Annotated in this window: 13 protein-coding genes, 1 tRNA gene and 1 pseudogene; 8 read left to right on the forward strand and 7 right to left on the reverse strand. The window is 70.8% G+C overall.

Annotation, left to right across the window (positions count from 1 at the left end):
• Positions 1 to 168: 168 nt before the first annotated feature.
• Both tkt and aroA read left to right on the forward strand, forming a co-directional pair.
• Positions 169 to 2,300: pseudogene (tkt, locus tag NLX94_RS36060) on the forward strand (transketolase).
• Positions 2,297 to 3,577: a 3-phosphoshikimate 1-carboxyvinyltransferase gene (gene aroA, locus NLX94_RS36065; RefSeq protein ID WP_254387489.1), complete on the forward strand. Its 1,281-nt coding sequence runs from the start codon at positions 2,297 to 2,299 to the stop codon at positions 3,575 to 3,577. Before tkt ends, aroA begins: the two are co-directional and overlap by 4 nt.
• Positions 3,578 to 3,880: 303 nt before the next feature.
• Here the strand turns inward: aroA and NLX94_RS36070 are convergent, their stop codons facing one another.
• From NLX94_RS36070 to NLX94_RS36085, 4 genes are all read right to left on the reverse strand, one after another.
• Positions 3,881 to 5,359 carry an MFS transporter gene (locus NLX94_RS36070; RefSeq protein WP_254387490.1) on the reverse strand — a complete coding sequence of 493 codons (1,479 nt, stop codon included), beginning with the start codon at positions 5,357 to 5,359 and terminating at the stop codon, positions 3,881 to 3,883.
• 87 nt (positions 5,360 to 5,446) lie between these two features.
• Positions 5,447 to 6,649, reverse strand: a complete 1,203-nt coding sequence (locus NLX94_RS36075) for an acyl-CoA dehydrogenase family protein (RefSeq protein ID WP_254387491.1) — start codon at positions 6,647 to 6,649, stop codon at positions 5,447 to 5,449.
• A 296-nt stretch (positions 6,650 to 6,945) separates the two neighbouring features.
• A complete protein-coding gene (locus tag NLX94_RS36080; RefSeq protein WP_254387492.1) occupies positions 6,946 to 7,518 on the reverse strand; it encodes a dihydrofolate reductase family protein in 573 nt (190 codons plus the stop codon).
• 153 nt (positions 7,519 to 7,671) lie between these two features.
• A complete protein-coding gene (locus NLX94_RS36085; RefSeq protein ID WP_254387493.1) occupies positions 7,672 to 8,139 on the reverse strand; it encodes a hypothetical protein in 468 nt (155 codons plus the stop codon).
• A 269-nt stretch (positions 8,140 to 8,408) separates the two neighbouring features.
• Between NLX94_RS36085 and NLX94_RS36090 the strand changes: the two genes are divergently transcribed.
• The 6 genes from NLX94_RS36090 (at position 8,409) to NLX94_RS36115 (ending at position 12,615) form a co-directional block, all read left to right on the forward strand.
• A complete protein-coding gene (locus NLX94_RS36090) occupies positions 8,409 to 9,083 on the forward strand; it encodes a DUF4097 family beta strand repeat-containing protein (protein WP_254387494.1) in 675 nt (224 codons plus the stop codon).
• A gap of 44 nt (positions 9,084 to 9,127) precedes the next feature.
• Entirely contained in the window at positions 9,128 to 10,108 is a 981-nt protein-coding gene (locus tag NLX94_RS36095; protein ID WP_254387495.1) for an ATP-binding cassette domain-containing protein, read from the forward strand.
• A complete protein-coding gene (locus tag NLX94_RS36100; RefSeq protein ID WP_254387496.1) occupies positions 10,105 to 10,890 on the forward strand; it encodes an ABC transporter permease in 786 nt (261 codons plus the stop codon). Before NLX94_RS36095 ends, NLX94_RS36100 begins: the two co-directional genes overlap by 4 nt.
• Positions 10,891 to 11,040: 150 nt before the next feature.
• Positions 11,041 to 11,115, forward strand: a tRNA-Trp gene (locus tag NLX94_RS36105).
• Between the two features lie 691 nt (positions 11,116 to 11,806).
• Positions 11,807 to 12,295, forward strand: a complete 489-nt coding sequence (locus NLX94_RS36110) for a MarR family transcriptional regulator (protein WP_254387497.1) — start codon at positions 11,807 to 11,809, stop codon at positions 12,293 to 12,295.
• Positions 12,292 to 12,615 carry a helix-turn-helix domain-containing protein gene (locus tag NLX94_RS36115; RefSeq protein ID WP_254387498.1) on the forward strand — a complete coding sequence of 108 codons (324 nt, stop codon included), beginning with the start codon at positions 12,292 to 12,294 and terminating at the stop codon, positions 12,613 to 12,615. Before NLX94_RS36110 ends, NLX94_RS36115 begins: the two co-directional genes overlap by 4 nt.
• A gap of 150 nt (positions 12,616 to 12,765) precedes the next feature.
• Here the strand turns inward: NLX94_RS36115 and hisC are convergent, their stop codons facing one another.
• From hisC to gap, 3 genes are all read right to left on the reverse strand, one after another.
• Entirely contained in the window at positions 12,766 to 13,854 is a 1,089-nt protein-coding gene (hisC, locus tag NLX94_RS36120) for a histidinol-phosphate transaminase (protein ID WP_254387499.1), read from the reverse strand.
• A gap of 136 nt (positions 13,855 to 13,990) precedes the next feature.
• Positions 13,991 to 14,905, reverse strand: coding sequence for a pyridoxamine 5'-phosphate oxidase family protein (locus NLX94_RS36125; RefSeq protein WP_254387500.1), 915 nt, complete (start codon positions 14,903 to 14,905; stop codon positions 13,991 to 13,993).
• Between the two features lie 49 nt (positions 14,906 to 14,954).
• Positions 14,955 to 15,962 carry a type I glyceraldehyde-3-phosphate dehydrogenase gene (gap, locus tag NLX94_RS36130; protein ID WP_254387501.1) on the reverse strand — a complete coding sequence of 336 codons (1,008 nt, stop codon included), beginning with the start codon at positions 15,960 to 15,962 and terminating at the stop codon, positions 14,955 to 14,957.
• Positions 15,963 to 16,163 lie beyond the last annotated feature (201 nt).

Raw genomic sequence — 16,163 nt, forward strand, 5'->3', positions numbered from 1 at the left:
TGCCCGCGCCGTCCGGCGTGCCCGCGCGGTCCGCCACGGCGGATCGGTCCGCCCGGCCGGGCAGGCCGGCGGGGGCGCAGCACCTGAACGCACCGCAGGCCTCGTACGCGTGGGTCTTGTGGCAGGAACCGCATCCGTACCCGAATCCCCCGAACAGGAAGGCCCGAGATGACCGTCGCCACCGCCCCGCAGGCGCCTGCGCCCGCCCTGCTCTGGGGGGACGCCGACCGCCGGGCCGTCGAGGTCGCCCGTGCGCTGACCGTGGACGCGGTCGAGGCGGCCGGCCACGGCCACCCCGGCACCGCCATGAGCCTCGCCCCGGCCGCCTTCCTGCTCTTCCAGCGGCTGCTGCGGCACGACCCCCGGGACCCGCGCTGGGCCGGCCGCGACCGGTTCGTGCTCTCCTGCGGCCACGCCAGCCTGACCCTCTACACGCAGCTCTACCTGTCGGGCTACGGGCTCACCCTCGACGACCTCAAGGGCCTGCGCACCGAGGGCAGTCTGACCCCCGCGCACCCCGAGTACGGGCACACCCCTGGCGTTGAGACCACCACCGGCCCGCTCGGCCAGGGCCTCGCCAACGCGGTGGGCATGGCCATGGCCGCCCGCCGCGAGCGCGGCCTGTTCGACCCGGAGGCGCCCCCGGCACCTCCCCCTTCGACCACACCGTCTGGGCGATCGCCTCCGAGGGCGACCTCGAGGAGGGCGTCGCGCACGAGGCCAGCTCGTTGGCCGGGCACCAGCGCCTGGGCAACCTGGTCGTCCTCTACGACGAGAACCGCATCTCCATCGAGGACGACCGGCAGATCGCCCACTCCGAGGACACCCTCGCCCGCTACCGGGCGTACGGCTGGCACGTGCAGGAAGTCGACTGGACTGCGGGCGGGGAGTATCGGGAGGACGTGGAGGCCCTGCACCGGGCGCTCGTCACTGCCCGCGAGACCACCGACCGGCCCTCCCTCGTATCGCTGCGCACGATCATCGGCTGGCCCGCGCCGAAGAAGCGGAACACCGGCGGCATCCACGGATCCGCCCTCGGCGCCGAGGAGGCCGCCGCCGCGAAGGCGGCGATGGGGCTCGACCCCGCGCTCTCCTTCCAGGTCCCCGCCGAAGTCCTCGCCCACGCCCGCCGGGTCGCCGACCGCGGTGCCGAGGCGCACCGGCAGTGGGACAAGACGCTGGCCGACTGGCGCGCGCTGAACCCCGGGCGCGCCGAGCTGTTCGACCGGCTCTCCGAGCGCCGGCTGCCCGAGGGGTGGGCGGACGCGCTGCCCGTCTTCGAGGCGGGCGGCCAGATCGCGACCCGCAAGGCGTCGGGGGAGGTGCTGAACGCGCTGGCCCCCGTCCTGCCCGAGCTGTGGGGCGGATCGGCGGACCTGGCGGAGTCCAACCTCACCACCATGAAGGGCGAGCCCTCCTTCATCCCCGAGGAGCTGGCGACCGGGGCGTACTCCGGCCACCAGTACGGGAGGACCCTGCACTTCGGGATCCGCGAGCACGCGATGGGGGCCATCCTCAACGGCATTGCCCTGCACGGCGGGACGCGCCCCTACGGCGGCACCTTCCTCGTCTTCTCCGACTACATGCGCCCGGCGGTCCGCCTCGCCGCGATGATGAAGCTGCCCGTCACCTACGTCTGGACCCACGACTCCATCGGGCTCGGCGAGGACGGCCCCACCCACCAGCCCGTCGAGCACCTCTGGTCGCTGCGCGCGATCCCCGGCCTGGACGTGGTCCGGCCCGCCGATGCCAACGAGACGGCCGTCGCCTGGCGGACCATCCTGGAGAACGACGACCGCCCGGCGGGCCTGTGCCTGTCCCGGCAGAACCTGCCCGTGCTGGAACGCAGCCAGGAGAGCGGGCTGTCCCCCGCCGAAGGCGCCGCGCGCGGCGGCTACGTCCTGGCCGAGGCGGAGGGGGGACGCCCCGGGGCCATCCTCATCGCCACCGGCAGCGAGGTGCCCATCGCCCTCGATGCCCGCCGCATCCTCCAGGACGGGGGCCTCCCCACCCGCGTCGTGTCCATGCCCTGCCTGGAGTGGTTCCAGGCGCAGGAGGAGGAGTACCGCGAGGCGGTGCTGCCCGCCGCGGTGGCCGCCCGGGTCTCCGTCGAGGCGGGCTCCAGCCTCGGCTGGTACGCCCTGGTCGGCGCGGCCGGCACCTCGCTGGGCATCGACTCCTTCGGCGCCTCCGCCCCGTACCAGTCCCTGTACGAACTCCACGGGCTGACGGCGCCGAAGGTCGCCGCGGCCGCCCGCGCGAGCGTCGAGCGGGCGCAGCGGAAGGCCGACGCCCGATGAGCGCCGCCACCACCGTGCTGGAGGCCCGGATCCCGGGCTCCAAGAGCATCACCAACCGCGCGCTGCTCCTCGCGGCCGCCGCACCCGGCCGCAGCCGCCTCCGTGCGCCCCTGGTCAGCGACGACACCCTCGCCTTCCGGGCCGCGCTGACGGACCTGGGCACCGGTGTGCGCGACATCGGCGACAGCGGCTACGGGTACGGGGACGGCTCGGGCTACGGAGACGGCTCCGGGGAGGTCTGGGAGGTCACCGGGCGCGGCGCCGGACCGGCCGGCCCCGGCCGGGTCTGGTGCGCCGACGCCGGCACCGCGGCGCGGTTCCTGCCGCCGTTCGCGGCCACCGGGAGCGGGGAGATCGCCTTCGACGGCTCCGACCAGCTGCGGGCGCGCCCGCTGCGGCCGCTTCTGGAGGCGCTCACCGGGCTCGGGGCGAAGGTGCGCGGCACGGGCCTGCCCTTCACCCTCACGGCGCGGGGGCTGGCCGGCGGCCGCATCGAGCTGGACTCCGGGCTGAGCAGCCAGTACCTCTCCGGGCTGCTGATGGCCGCCCCGCTGATGGGCGGACCGCTCACGGTGGACGTGCCGCGGCTGGTCAGTCGCCCGTACGTGGACATGACCCTGGCCCTGATGCGGCACTTCGGCGCGCGCGTGGAGGAGCAGGGCGGCGCGATCACCGTGCACCCCGGCGGGTACGCGCCGGCCGACCTGAAGATCGAACCGGACGCCTCGACCGCCTCGTACTTCTTCGCGGCGGCGGCCGTCACCGGCCGCACCGTACGGGTCCAGGGCCTGGGCACCAGCAGCCTGCAGGGCGACATGGCGTTCGTGGACGTGCTGCGGCGCGCCGGGGCGGAGGTGACGAAGACCGACGACTGGACCGAGGTCACGGGCACGGGCCCGCTGCGCGGCGGTTTCACGGTCGACATGGGCGATATCTCGGACACCTTCATGACGATGGCCGCGATCGTCCCGCTCGCCGACGCTCCCGTCACCATCACGGGCATCGCCCACGCCCGTCTGAAGGAGTCCGACCGCATCGCCGCCGTCGTCGGCAACCTGCGCGCGCTCGGCATCCGCGTCGAGGACGGCCCGGACCGCATCACGGTCCACCCGGGGACCCCCGCCCCGGCGGCGATCGACTGCCATCGCGACCACCGCATCGCGATGTCCTTCTCGGTGCTCGCCCTGCGCTCCGCCGGCATCACCCTGGACGACCCGTCGTGCGTGGCGAAAACCTTCCCGGGCTTCCACGGGGAACTGAGCCGCCTCTTCGGCTGACCCGCACGGACGGCGCCCCGTCACAGGCCGCCACGAAGAAGCAGGTCCTCGCCTCGGGCGGTGGCCTGCTTCTTCGTGCCGGCCGTCCCGTACACGGGCCCCGGGCCCGGCCAGGACCTCGGCGCCCCGGCCGGGAGCGCCTGGCGTACGGGTCGTACGGGTCGTACGGGCCGGAGGGGCCGGAGGGGCCGGAGGGGCCGGAGGGGCCGGAGGGGCCATGAGCTTCCCGGGGTCCGCCCACGGGTGAGCCCCCAGGACCCGGTCGGGTCCTGGGGGCTCGGGGAGGTCGTACGGGAGCCGCGGTCAGTGCTGCGGGGAGCCGGCCGCCCGCTTGCGTGCCGAGGCGCGCAGCGCCGCGACCAGGGTGAGCACCATGGTCAGGGCGGAGATGGCGGTGACCACCCAGAGGCCCTGGTGGAAGCTGCCCAGGGTCTCGCCGCCGCCCTCGGAGGTACCCTCGCCCGCCATCGTGGCGGTCACGATCGCCAGGACGACGGCCGCGCCGACCTGGTATCCCGTCTGAAGCACACCGGCGGCCAGACCCTGCTCCGAGTCGTCCACGCCGGTGGTCGCCTGGACGTTGGCGGCGGGGAAGGAGAAGGGGAAGGCGATGCCGATGAGCACGATGCTGGGCAGGATCACCCAGACGTAGGAGGACGTTTCGTCGATCCGCAGGAAGAGCAGGTACGAGGCGGTGTAGGCGACGAACCCGGCGAAGATCATCCACTGGACACCGAACCGCGAGATCAGCTTGCCGGCCCGGGGCGCGATCGTGGCGATGAGCAGACCGATGGGCAGGAAGGCCAGCGCCATCTGCATCGGTGACCAGTCGCGCAGGGACTGCAGGTAGAGACCGCCGATGAACTGGAAGCTCATGTAGGTGCCGAGGATCGCCGCGGCGACCAGGCTTGCGCCGACCAGCGCGCGGTTGCGCAGCAGGCCGAGGCGCAGCAGGGGCTGGGCCGCCCGGCGTTCGATGGCGACGAAGGCCGCCAGGAGGACCAGGGTGGCGGCGAACATCCCCAGCGTCCGCGCCGAGAGCCAGCCCACGTTGGGGGCCTCGACGATGCTGTAGACGAGGATCAGCATCGCGGCGGTGACGGTGAAGGCACCGGCGACGTCGAACTTGCCCTCGGCGCGGTCGGACTTGACGTCCCGGGGCACCAGGGCCACGGCGCCGATGAAGGTGAGGATCGCCACGGCGACCGGGAGGATGAAGGTCCAGCGCCAGTTGATCTCGGTGAGCGCGCCGCCGACGATGACGCCGGTGGAGTAGCCGACCGCGCCGCAGGCGGTGTAGATGCCGACCGCGCGGTTGCGCTGGGGGCCCGCCGGGAAGCTGGTGATGATGATGGACAGGCTGGCCGGGGCGGTGAAGGCGGCGCCGACACCCATGACGAACCGGGCGATGATCACCACGAGTCCGTCATCGGTGATCCCGCCGACCATCGAGCCGACGGCGAAGATGGCGACACCCCACAGGAACATGCGGCGCCGGCCCAGGAGGTCGGCCATGCGTCCGCTCAGCAGCAGGAAGCCGCCGAATCCGAGGACGTAGGCGCTGACGACCCACTGCACGGCTGCCGTGCTCATGCCCAGGTCGGCCTGGATGGGCGGGACCGCGACGCCGACCATGATGTTGTCGAGGGCGTCCAGGAAGAACGCGGCACAGACACTGACGAGCAGGCCCCACTGGCGGAATCCCCAGCTGTTATCGGTTCCTTCTGTCTTCCTCTCGGGTTCGACTGCTGTCTCGACTGCTGATTCGCTGGATGTAGGCATGCCTGTCCCAATTCACTAGTCACGTGCCGGTCAGAGCGACACGACCCGGGCGACGGCCTGCCGTCCCGGCCGCCCTCGCCGTTCCGGTTATCCCTTGAGTCCGAGGGGGAAGGGCGCCTCAGGCGTCCCCCCGAGGAGGTAGGCGCCCGCCGACTGCACGATCTGGTCCTGGGCGAGGATGTGCTGGCACATCGTGTGCAGATCGCGGAGCCAACGGCCCAGCGGCGAGGCCTGGTAGATCGAACCCGTACCGACGAGGTCGGAGAGGCGGGTGACGATCGAGCGAGCCGTCTTGAAGGCGTTGACGCGGGCCAGCGCCGCGGCGACCTGCTGCTCCGGGGTCGGCTCGGTGCCGGACACCAGCCGCTCCCACAGTTCGTCCAGGGAGCCGTAGACCGCGTAGCGGGCCGCGGACAGCTCCATCTCGGCCTGGCCGAGGGCGATCTGTACCCGGTAACTGTCCTTCCAGGCCAGACCCGTGGCCCTCTCGACCCGGTTGGCCGCCAGCTCGCGTACATGGTCGATGGCCGCACGGGCGACGCCGAGCGGTACGCCGGGCACGTTGCCCAGGAAGGCATCGGGGGCGGCGTAGGGACCCGAGGTGTGCGGGTTCGTGAAGAAGAAGGAGCGCTCCTCCGGCACGAACAGGTCGTTGGCCTGGTAGTCCATGCTGCCGCTGCCGGCCAGACCGACGGTGTGCCACGTGTCGATCTTCTCGAAGTCTTCGTTGCGGGCCACGATCAGCCGCCAGTTCACCGGCGAGCCGTCGGGCCCCGCTTCGGGCTCCCCGTTGCTGTGGACCACACAGCCGCCGACAACCCAGTCGGCGTGCGCGATCCCGCTGCCGAACGGCCAGCGGCCGTTGACGATGTAGCCACCGGGGACCCGCTCGGCGCGCCCGGCCGGGAAGATGAGGCCGGCGGTTATTGCGTCGGGGTTCTCCAGCATTTCCTTGACGACGGGCTCGTCCAGGTAACCGGCGTAGATCCAGGTGTCCATGCCGATCATGCCGCACCAGCCGACCGCCGGGTCGCCGTAGGAGAGCGCCTCGATCACCTCGGTCTGCTGCGCGAATGTGAGTTCCGGCCCGCCCCAGTCCTTCGACAGGCCAGTACGGAAGACGCCCGTCTCGCGGAGCAGCTGGGCGACGTCGTCGGGCAGGCGCCGGTTGAGCTCGATCTCCGCAGACCGTTCACGCAGCAGTGGGGCCACTGCGCGAGCGCGCGCCAGGATGTCCTCCGCCGAGGTGGGCGCCTTCTCGCGCTGCTCGGTGGGCCTGGGAGTCTCCATGATGGTCACGTAAAAGGCCCCCTGTGCCTGTGTAATCGTCCGGTACGGGAGCGAGGCGGTCCGCTCCTCCGGATTCACGGTATGTACCAGGACACCTCGGCTCTTGCCTGAATGCGCATGCGATCTGGCACGTGCGTGCACACTCTCAACCTAACCTCCTAAGCGGCTGTTAGAAGGTTAGGATAGCGGCAGTCGTCCTGTCCCGCGACAGCCGAACGCCGCTGCGCCCTGCCGTGGGGGTCGGCAGGGCGCAGCGGCGTGATGAGGGGTCGGTGGTCGGCGAGGGCGGGGTCCCGTCAGCGGACGACGTCGAAGACGTTCAGCTGCAGGCCGTTGGCGTAGGCCTCGTGCTCGACGAGCTTCAGCTTCTGCGCGTCCTTGTCGGTCGCGCTGAAGAGCCGCTTGCCCGCACCGAGGAGCAGCGGGAAGACGAGCAGGTGGTAGCGGTCGATCAGGCCGGCGTCGGAGAGCGCCCGGTTCAGGGCGGCGCTGCCGTGGACGATGATCGGGCCGCCCTCGGTCTCCTTCAGTGCGGCGACCTCGTCGAGGGTGCGCAGGATCGTGGTCTCGCCCCAGTTCGACACGAGGTCGTCCTCGGTGAGGGTGGTGGAGACGACGTACTTCGGCATGGCCTTGTAGTCGGCGAAGTCCTCCATGTCGGGCCACACCGGGCTGAACGCCTCGTAGCTCGTGCGGCCCAGCAGGATCGCGGAGGCCTCCTTCTGCTCCCGGCCCTTGATCTCGAACGCCTCGGGCAGGAACTCGACGTCCTTGAAGGTCCAGCCGGAGTTCCGGTAGCCGGGCTCGCCGCCGGGGGCCTCCACGACGCCGTCGAGGGAGATGAAGGCGGAGCTGATCAGGGTGCGCATCGTGGGTCCTCGGAATCTTGTGACGGGCTCTTGGCGGGTTCACATGTAAGACCGGGGGGTTCCGGGAAACTCATCGCTCCCGGCCCAACTTTTTTCCGGACCGTGAGCGGACCGGACCAGCCCGGTCTGCCCTGGCCCCCCGGGTCCAGTTGATCAATGTATCTGGGCGGTGGCTGCGGTGATGAAGGCGTTGAGGGCGTCCTCCAGGTCCTGCTCGCGGCGGGCCAGTTCGGCTCGGGTGGATGCCGCGCGCAGGGGGCCGAGGGCGTCGAAGGCCGAGGCGGCCAGCGCGACGAGCGCGGAGTCCGCGGCGAGCAGGCGGACTTGGAACTGGGAGTTCTCCGCGGCGGCGCCCAGCCGGTCGCACTCGGCGAAGGCGTGCCGCGTCTCGGGTCCGTCGGGGGCTTCCTGCAGGCGGAACCAGAGGGTGACGGTGGCCTGCTTGAGCGCGGTGACGGATCCCGCGTAGGCGCTGTAGGTCGTCAGGCGGTCCTGCCGCAGCTGCTGGGAACGGGCGAAGAGCTCCGCCCGTGCGCTCGTACGGCGCTGGACGGCAAAGGTGAGGGCGGACCCCAGCAGGGTCCCCGAGACAGCGATCAAGCTGGTCAGCACAGCCTCCATGCCCGCATCCCACCACAGGGGCCGGCACTCGCACAGGCTGCGGACGAGGGCGGGGCCCGGCGGGCGGTCCGTGTAGCTTTCACTTCCACCTCATTGCAACGCTCCGGGTTGCGGTCGTTGCGTTTAGCTTTAAGCCTTCGCAACGATTTACCGCCTCTGACCTGCTCTTACTCGGTTTCCTCGCAATGAGTTGCTTGCCGGGGTATGGAAAGCAACGTAGCTTTTCCCTCATCGGAAACACCGAGTCGACCGAGTCGCAGGAGAGAAAAATGCCGAACTTCACCGCCCCCACCGCCGCCCCGATCTCCGCCGTCCTGGACATCCCCGCCGGCATCGTCCGCTTCATCGCCGCCGACCGCACCGACACCGTGGTCGAGGTCCGGCCCGCCGACGCCTCGAAGGGCCGCGACGTGAAGGCTGCCGAGCAGACCTCGGTCGAGTACGCCGAGGGCGTCCTGCGGATCGCGGCCCCGGCGAAGAACCAGCTGATGGGCGCCTCCGGTTCCGTCGAGGTGACCGTCCAGCTGCCCGCCGGCTCCCGCGTCGACGCGAAGGCGGCCAGCGCCGAACTCCGCGGCGTCGGACGCCTCGGCGACGTCGTCTTCGAGGGCGCGCAGGCCTCGGTCAAGCTCGACGAAGCTGCGAGCGCCCACCTGACCCTCGAGGCCGGCGACGTCTCGGTCGGCCGTCTGGGCGGCTCCGCCCGGATCAGCACCCAGAAGGGCGACCTGCGCATCGCCGAGGCGCTGCGCGGCACGGTCGAACTGCACACCGAGTACGGCGAGATCTCGGTCGGCGCCGCCCGCGGGGTCAGCGCCACCCTCGACGCCGGCACCTCCCTCGGCCGGATCCACAACGCCCTGCACAACGCGGACGGCGCCGCCGCCGGCCTCGCCATCCGCGCGACCACCGCCTACGGGGACATCAGCGCCCGCAGCCTCTGACATCCATCCGCATCCGCATCCGCACCCGTAAAGGAGCACCCCTCATGACCAGCTGGGCCATCACGGCGAACGGGCTGCGCAAGTCCTACGGCGACAAGACCGTCCTCGACGGCATCGACCTGGCCGTCCCCGAAGGAACGGTCTTCTCCCTGCTCGGCCCGAACGGCGCGGGCAAGACCACCGCCGTGAAGATCCTCTCCACCCTCGTCTCCCCGGATCCCGCCTCCGGCGAGATCCGGGTCGGCGGCCACGACCTGGCCACCGCCCCGCGGGCCGCCCGCGCCGCGATCGGGGTCACCGGGCAGTTCTCGGCTGTGGACGGGCTGATCACGGGTGAGGAGAACATGCTGCTGATGGCGGACCTGCATCACCTGTCGAAGGGTGAGGGGCGGCGGGTGGCGGCCGAGTTGCTGGAGCGGTTCGACCTCACGGAGGCGGCGAAGAAGCCGGCTTCGACGTACTCGGGCGGTATGAAGCGGCGGCTCGACATCGCGATGACGTTGGTGGGTGATCCGCGGATCATCTTCCTCGACGAGCCGACGACCGGGCTGGACCCGCGGTCCCGTCACAACATGTGGCAGATCATCCGCGAGCTCGTCTCGGATGGAGTGACGGTCTTCCTCACCACGCAGTACCTGGAGGAGGCCGACCAGCTCGCCGACCGCATCGCGGTGCTGCACGACGGGAAGATCGCGGCCGAGGGCACCGCCGAGGAGTTGAAGCGGCTGATTCCCGGAGGCCACGTACGGCTGCGGTTCTCGGACCCGGACGTCTACCGGTTCGCGGCCGGTGTGCTGGGTGAAGCCGCCCGGGACGACGAGGCGCTGGCCTTGCAGATTCCCAGTGACGGCAGCCAGCGCGCGCTGCGCTCCGTACTCGACCGGCTGGACTCGGCCGGCATCGAGGCCGACGAGCTGACCGTGCACACCCCCGACCTCGACGACGTGTTCTTCGCCCTCACCGGCACCGACCCGCGTCACGGCCAGTCCACCCTGCCCAGCCAGTCCAAGGAGAACGTCCGATGAGCTCCCTCTCCCTCGCCGTCCGCGACTCGTCCACGATGCTGCGCCGCAACCTCCTGCACGCCCGGCGCTACCCGTCCCTCACGCTGAACCTGCTGCTCACGCCGATCATGCTGCTCCTGCTCTTCGTCTACATCTTCGGCGACGTGATGAGCGCGGGCATCGGCGGCGGCAGCCGCTCCGACTACATCGCCTACCTCGTGCCGGGCCTGCTGCTGATGACCATCGGCAGCACCACGATCGGCACCGCGGTGTCCGTCTCCAACGACATGACCGAGGGCATCATCGCCCGCTTCCGCACGATGGCGATCCACCGCGGGGCCGTGCTCATCGGGCACGTCGTCGGCAGCGTGCTCCAGTCGATCGCGAGCGTCGTCCTCATGGGAGCCGTCGCGGTGGCCATCGGCTTCCGGTCCACGGACGCCACGGCCCTGGAATGGCTGGCGGCCTTCGGGCTCCTCGTCCTCTTCGCCCTGGCGCTCACCTGGATCGCCGTCGGCATGGGCCTCGTCAGCCCGAACGCCGAGGCCGCCAGCAACAACGCGATGCCGCTGATCCTGCTGCCGCTGCTGTCCAGCGCCTTCGTCCCCGTCGAGGGGATGCCGGGCTGGTTCCAGCCCATCGCGGAGTACCAGCCCTTCACCCCCGCCATCGAGACCCTGCGCGGGCTGCTGCTCGGCACCGAGATCGGCCACAACGGATGGATCGCGGTCGCCTGGTGCGTGGGCCTCGCGGTGCTCGGCTACTTCTGGTCGGCCTCGAAGTTCAACGGCGACCCGAAGTAACCGCCGTGACACCGCGGGCCACTCCCCGCACCCCCACTCCGCCCCGAGGCGGCGTACCCCCCGACCACCTGTCGGAGTACGCCGCCTCTTTCGTGTGCGGAGGCCTTGTGGCGCGGCTGCGGCGAGAGTTCCTAGGATGGCGGCCGGGGCGGAGCCGTAGCGCAGAGGTCGTCGCGCGCGGTCTCCAAAATCGCGAGGACGCCGGTTCGAATCCGGTCGGCTCTGTCCTTCCGCCGTATCGGGCGTGACACCCGTGTTCCGGACCGCACGTGGATTCGTGCGCGAACCGGCATGGGCCAGCCCGATTGGACCCCGGCCACAGAAGGTGCGCCCCGACGAGGCCCGTCACCGCGGTCACCGGCGATGACGGATTCGCTCAGCCCCGGCCGGTGTCAGCCACGCTGCTGCTTGCCTCCGCCGCAACCACCGTGATCGTGAGCCGAGGTCGAGGCGGCAGACCCACCTGGGAGCGCTGGAGCGGAGCGACAGGGCGAGCAGCCGCCCGCCGGGGGGCGTAGCCCCGGCCGGCTGCCGGGCCGGGACCCGGCGGACATCAGCCCGAGGCAGCCAGTGGGTGGGCACGGCCTTTCCATGCATGAAGAGCACGCAGCCTCTACGCGTTCTTGACCTGCGGAAACGCCGGGTGCAACCCGATCCTGGGACTGGGAAACCCGTTCCTGGGGTCTAGTAACCCGTTCCTGGGATCGGGTCAACCCGGTCCCAGGAACGGGTTGCTTAGCCATGTGCACATATTTCCTGAGGGCTCGCCTTCGCGGCTCGGTTGATTAGCAATGAGTCAAGGCTGCCCTGTTCGAGGGGAGGGTCGATTAGCTATGCGGTAATGTGCATTCTGCTAACTGCGCTGACTTGGAAGCAGGTCACCTGGCGCGTGGCTGAGGGATGGGGCGGTTCACACATGGCACAGTCGGCGCGGAGCAAGATCCTCGCCCTCGTCGATCCGGACACGGGTGTCGTGGAGGAGGTCCCCCGTGCTCCGTACGCCTTCGACGGACCTCACATCAACGTCGGGATCCGCCGCGGCCGCCAGCTTGCCTCGGCCGACTCGGGCCTGAGTGACCGTGAGTTCCGGGTGCTGGTCTGGTACTGGTTCGCGACGGAGGAACGCCAGGGGCCTGTCCAGATGACCGGTGTAGCGGTTGCGGCCGAACTCGGCATGAGTCCTGACGCTCTCTCCAAGACCATCAAGATCCTCAAGGGTGCTCGTCTGCTGGTCGAGTCCGGGGGGATCGGCCGTACGACGTTCTACCGAACGACCCCGTACCTTGCGTTCATCGGAACGGGCTTCGAACATCGTGAGGCGGTTTCCGACTGGAACCCTCCGGAGATGCGCATCCCGAAGCCGAGCGACCGCCGAGCGAGGAAGACCAAGGGAGACGCGTCATGAAGGTCCACGGCAGCGAGGACGTGCTGTACGTCCTCAAGCGCACGGGGCGCGTCCTGAACCCGAACCAGCGGATCGTCGTCATGCTGTACGCGGCTGCGGACCAGCGGCCGGACGGGTCGGTCTGGATCAAAGCCACCGAACTCGCCGAGACCGCGGGGATGAGCGCCCCGGTCTTCTCCCGGACCCGCAAGGAGCTCGAGGCGCTCGGGTGGCTAGAAGAGGTGGACAGCGTCGGCCCGGTAAAGGTCTTCCGACTGACGCAGACGATAGACGCCGAGCGCGACCAGTCGGCCGTGCGCCTGCGGGTCGTCAACAGCTAAGACCACCAGGCCCGCCCCCTCCGACCGGCCGCCGGCTCGGCGACCCCATCAGATGTCGCGCCCGGACGCCGGGCAGCATCGGTCCCGCCCGTTGGGTCGTCCCGGCTGCTCGGTCGGACCGGTATCCGACTCGTCCTGGAGGGGCTGCGCTCAGTGGTTCCAGTGGGCCGCCGTCTTCAGGAGGCGGTCGTTGGCGTCGGGGGTGCCGATCGTGATGCGGACGCCTTCCTCGGCGAAGGGGCGGACCATCAGGCCGGCTGCTTCGCAGGCGTCTGCGAAGTAGGCGGTGCGGGGGCCCAGGCGGAGCCAGACGAAGTTGGCGTGGCTGTCGGGGACCTCGTAGCCCTCTGCGCGCAGGGCCGCGCTGACGCGGTCGCGTTCCGCGACCAGGTCGGCCACGCGTTCGCGGAGTTCCTCCGTGGCGCGGAGGGAGGCCAGGGCGGCGGCCTGGGCGGGGCCGCTGACGCCTAGGGGGACGGAGCAGGCGCGCAGGGCGGCCGTGACCCGGGGGTGGGCCACCGCGTAGCCGACGCGGAGGGCGGCCAGACCGTAGGCCTTGGAGAAGGTGCGCAGGACGGCGACGTTGGGGCGGTCGCGGTAGAGGTCGATGCCGTCCGGGATGTCTTCGGCGGCGTCCACCACGAACTCGCGGTAGGCCTCGTCTATGACGATCAGGATGTGCGGGGGTATGCGGTTCAGGAAGCGTTCCAGTTCGGCGCGGCGGACGGCCGTGCCGGTCGGGTTGTTCGGGTTGCAGACGAAGATCAGGCGGGTGCGGTCGGTGACCGCGTCGGCCAGTGCGTCCAGGTCGTGGGTCTCGTCGCGCAGCGGGACCTGGACGGAGGTCGCCCCGGCGGCCCAGGCCAGCAGCGGGTACGCCTCGAAGGAGCGCCAGGCGAAGACGACTTCGTCGCCCGGGCCCGCGGCCGCCGCGACCAGGTGCTGGGTGATGCCGACCGAGCCGGTGCCCAGCACCAGGTGGTCGGCGGGTACGCCGAGGCGCCCGGAGAGTTCCGCGATGAGCTCGGCCGCGCTGGGGTCGGGGTACCGGTTGAGGCGGCCCAGCCAGGTCTCGACCGCGGCGATCACCGAGGGGAGCGGCGGGTACGGGTTCTCGTTCGAGGAGAGCTTGTCGACGAACTCGTCGCGGGCCGCGCGGCCCGGCACGTAGGCGGGGAGCGTCGAGACGTCGGCGCGGAGGAGGGGGAGGGGAGAGTCGGGGAGGACCGGATCGGGCATGGCGCAGTCCTTAGGCGGGGGAGGGGAGCCGGGCGGGGAGTACAACACCGTCCGGTCGCGCCGACGGGGGAGGCGGCACGACCGGACGGTGACCGGGGAGACGGGAAGAGGGGGGCGGCGCGGGAGCCGCGGGGGTTCAGCCCCGCGCCGGTGCCGGCGGGTTGTAGGGCGAGGGACCGCCGAACGCCCAGCGCAGCCGGGTCGCCCCGTCGATCTGCACCACACGCTCGATGTCGAACTCGCACATCCGCAGGGCTCCGGGCACGTCGGCCCGGTCCCCCTCGGCCCAGTTGATCCGAGCCTTGCCCGTCAGTTGCAGGGTGTGGCCGGACTCCCAGTCCAGGAAGAGCAGTCCGCAGTTCTCGTTGAGCTGCAGATTGCCCAGGGTCATGTAGAAGGAATTGCCGAAGTAGTCGGGCCATACGAGCCTGCGCGGTCCCGCCACCGTGACGAAACCGGGGTCGCCGCCGCGGTGCGAGGAGTCCGCGCCGTAGCCGTCGGCCCGACTGGCGATGAAGAAGGTGTCCGCCCCGCGGATCCACTTCTCCTGCTCGGGCGTCAGCGCGTCGCCGTCCCGGGTCTCCCGGGGGCCGGAGGCAGGGCCGTCCGCGACCGGGACCCGTACCTGCAGGTACTTGGGGCAGTTGCCCAGCACCTGCTCGGTGCGGATGTGGAGGGAATCGCCTTCGCGCCGCGCCACGCCGTTGATCCGGATCCGGGTCGTCGTGTGCGGTTCGAGGGCGAGCAGCCCGATGTCGGCCGTCTCGGCGAAGGCCTCGGCGAGCGGATCGCCCGGGACGGGCAGGGAGGACAGCGTGATCGTGCGCCGGCTCGTGGGCAGGGCGAAGCCGGGGTCGCCCGTGACCAGCGAGGACCACATGGCGCCCGTGGCGTCGGCGCCGCCCAGGAAGAGCATGCGCTGGCGCATCAGGTACTGGTCGAAGCCGGGCTGGATCACGTCGTCGAACATCGGCGAACCCCAGCCGGGACCGCCTTCGCCGGCCTGCTTCTGGACGGCCTGTTCACCCTCGTGATGGGGGGTCTTGATCACGGGAATCGGGATCCTCCGGTCGGGACGGGCGCCGGTCAGCCGACGACGGTCAGCGGGCGCCGATCAGCAGGGCGGTGTCCACGACACGGTTGGAGAAGCCCCACTCGTTGTCGTACCAGCCGACGATCTTGACCTGGCGGCCGTCGCCGATCACCTTGGTCAGGCCCGAGTCGAAGATGCACGACGCGGGGTCGGTGACGATGTCGCTGGAGACGATCGGCTCGTCGGTGTAGGTGAGGATGCCCGCGAGGGGGCCCTCGGCGGCCTTCGCGAAGATCTCGTTGACCTCCTCGGCCGTCGTCGCGCGGCCGACGCGGACGGTGAGGTCGGTGGCCGAGCCCGTCGGGATCGGCACGCGCAGCGCGTACCCGTCGAGCTTGCCCTTGAGCTGCGGCAGGACCAGGCCGATGGCCTTGGCGGCGCCGGTGGTGGTCGGCACGGTGTTCGTCGCCGCCGAGCGGGCGCGGCGCAGGTCGGTGTGGGGGCCGTCCTGGAGGTTCTGGTCCGCGGTGTAGGCGTGGACCGTGGTCATCAGGCCGTGCTCGATGCCGAGCGCGTCGTCGAGGACCTTGGCCAGCGGGGCCAGGCAGTTGGTCGTGCACGAGGCGTTGGAGACGATGTCGTGCACGGCCGGGTCGTAGAGGTCGTCGTTGATGCCGAAGGCGATCGTCAGGTCCTCGTTCTTCGAGGGCGCGCTGATGATGACCTTGCGGGCACCGGCCTCCAGATGGGCGCGCGCCTTGTGCGCGTCGGTGAAGACGCCGGTGGACTCGATGACCACGTCCACCTCCAGCTCGCCCCAGGGAAGGTTCGCGGGGTCGCGCTCGGCGGTCACGCGTATGGTGCGCCCGTCGATGACGAGGTTGCCCTCGACGGCCTTGACCTCGTGGCCGAGCTTGCCGAGCGTGCTGTCGTACTTGAGCAGGTGGGCCAGCGTCGAGGCGTCGGTGAGGTCATTGACGGCGACCACCTCCAGGCCGGTGCCCCGCTGAAGGGCGGCGCGGAAGAAGCTGCGGCCGATGCGGCCGAATCCGTTGATGCCGACCTTGATCGTCACGTGATACCCCTCGTTCGGAAACTACATCCATGACCGCACGTGAAGCCGCGTTGTCCGGCCAGCACTCGCCATCAACTGTACCGGCTGAAGTCAGGAGCGCCTTATGTAAATGCGCCTGTTCCTGGCCTGTTTGCGCACGAAAGCCGAGGTTGGGCCCGGTACATCGAAACATCTGATCGCGCGTGAGTACGTGCATGCAGG

Origin of the sequence: Streptomyces sp. TBY4, from assembly GCF_024213195.1 — a bacterium.
In the GTDB taxonomy this organism is placed as follows: Bacteria; Actinomycetota; Actinomycetes; order Streptomycetales; family Streptomycetaceae; genus Streptomyces.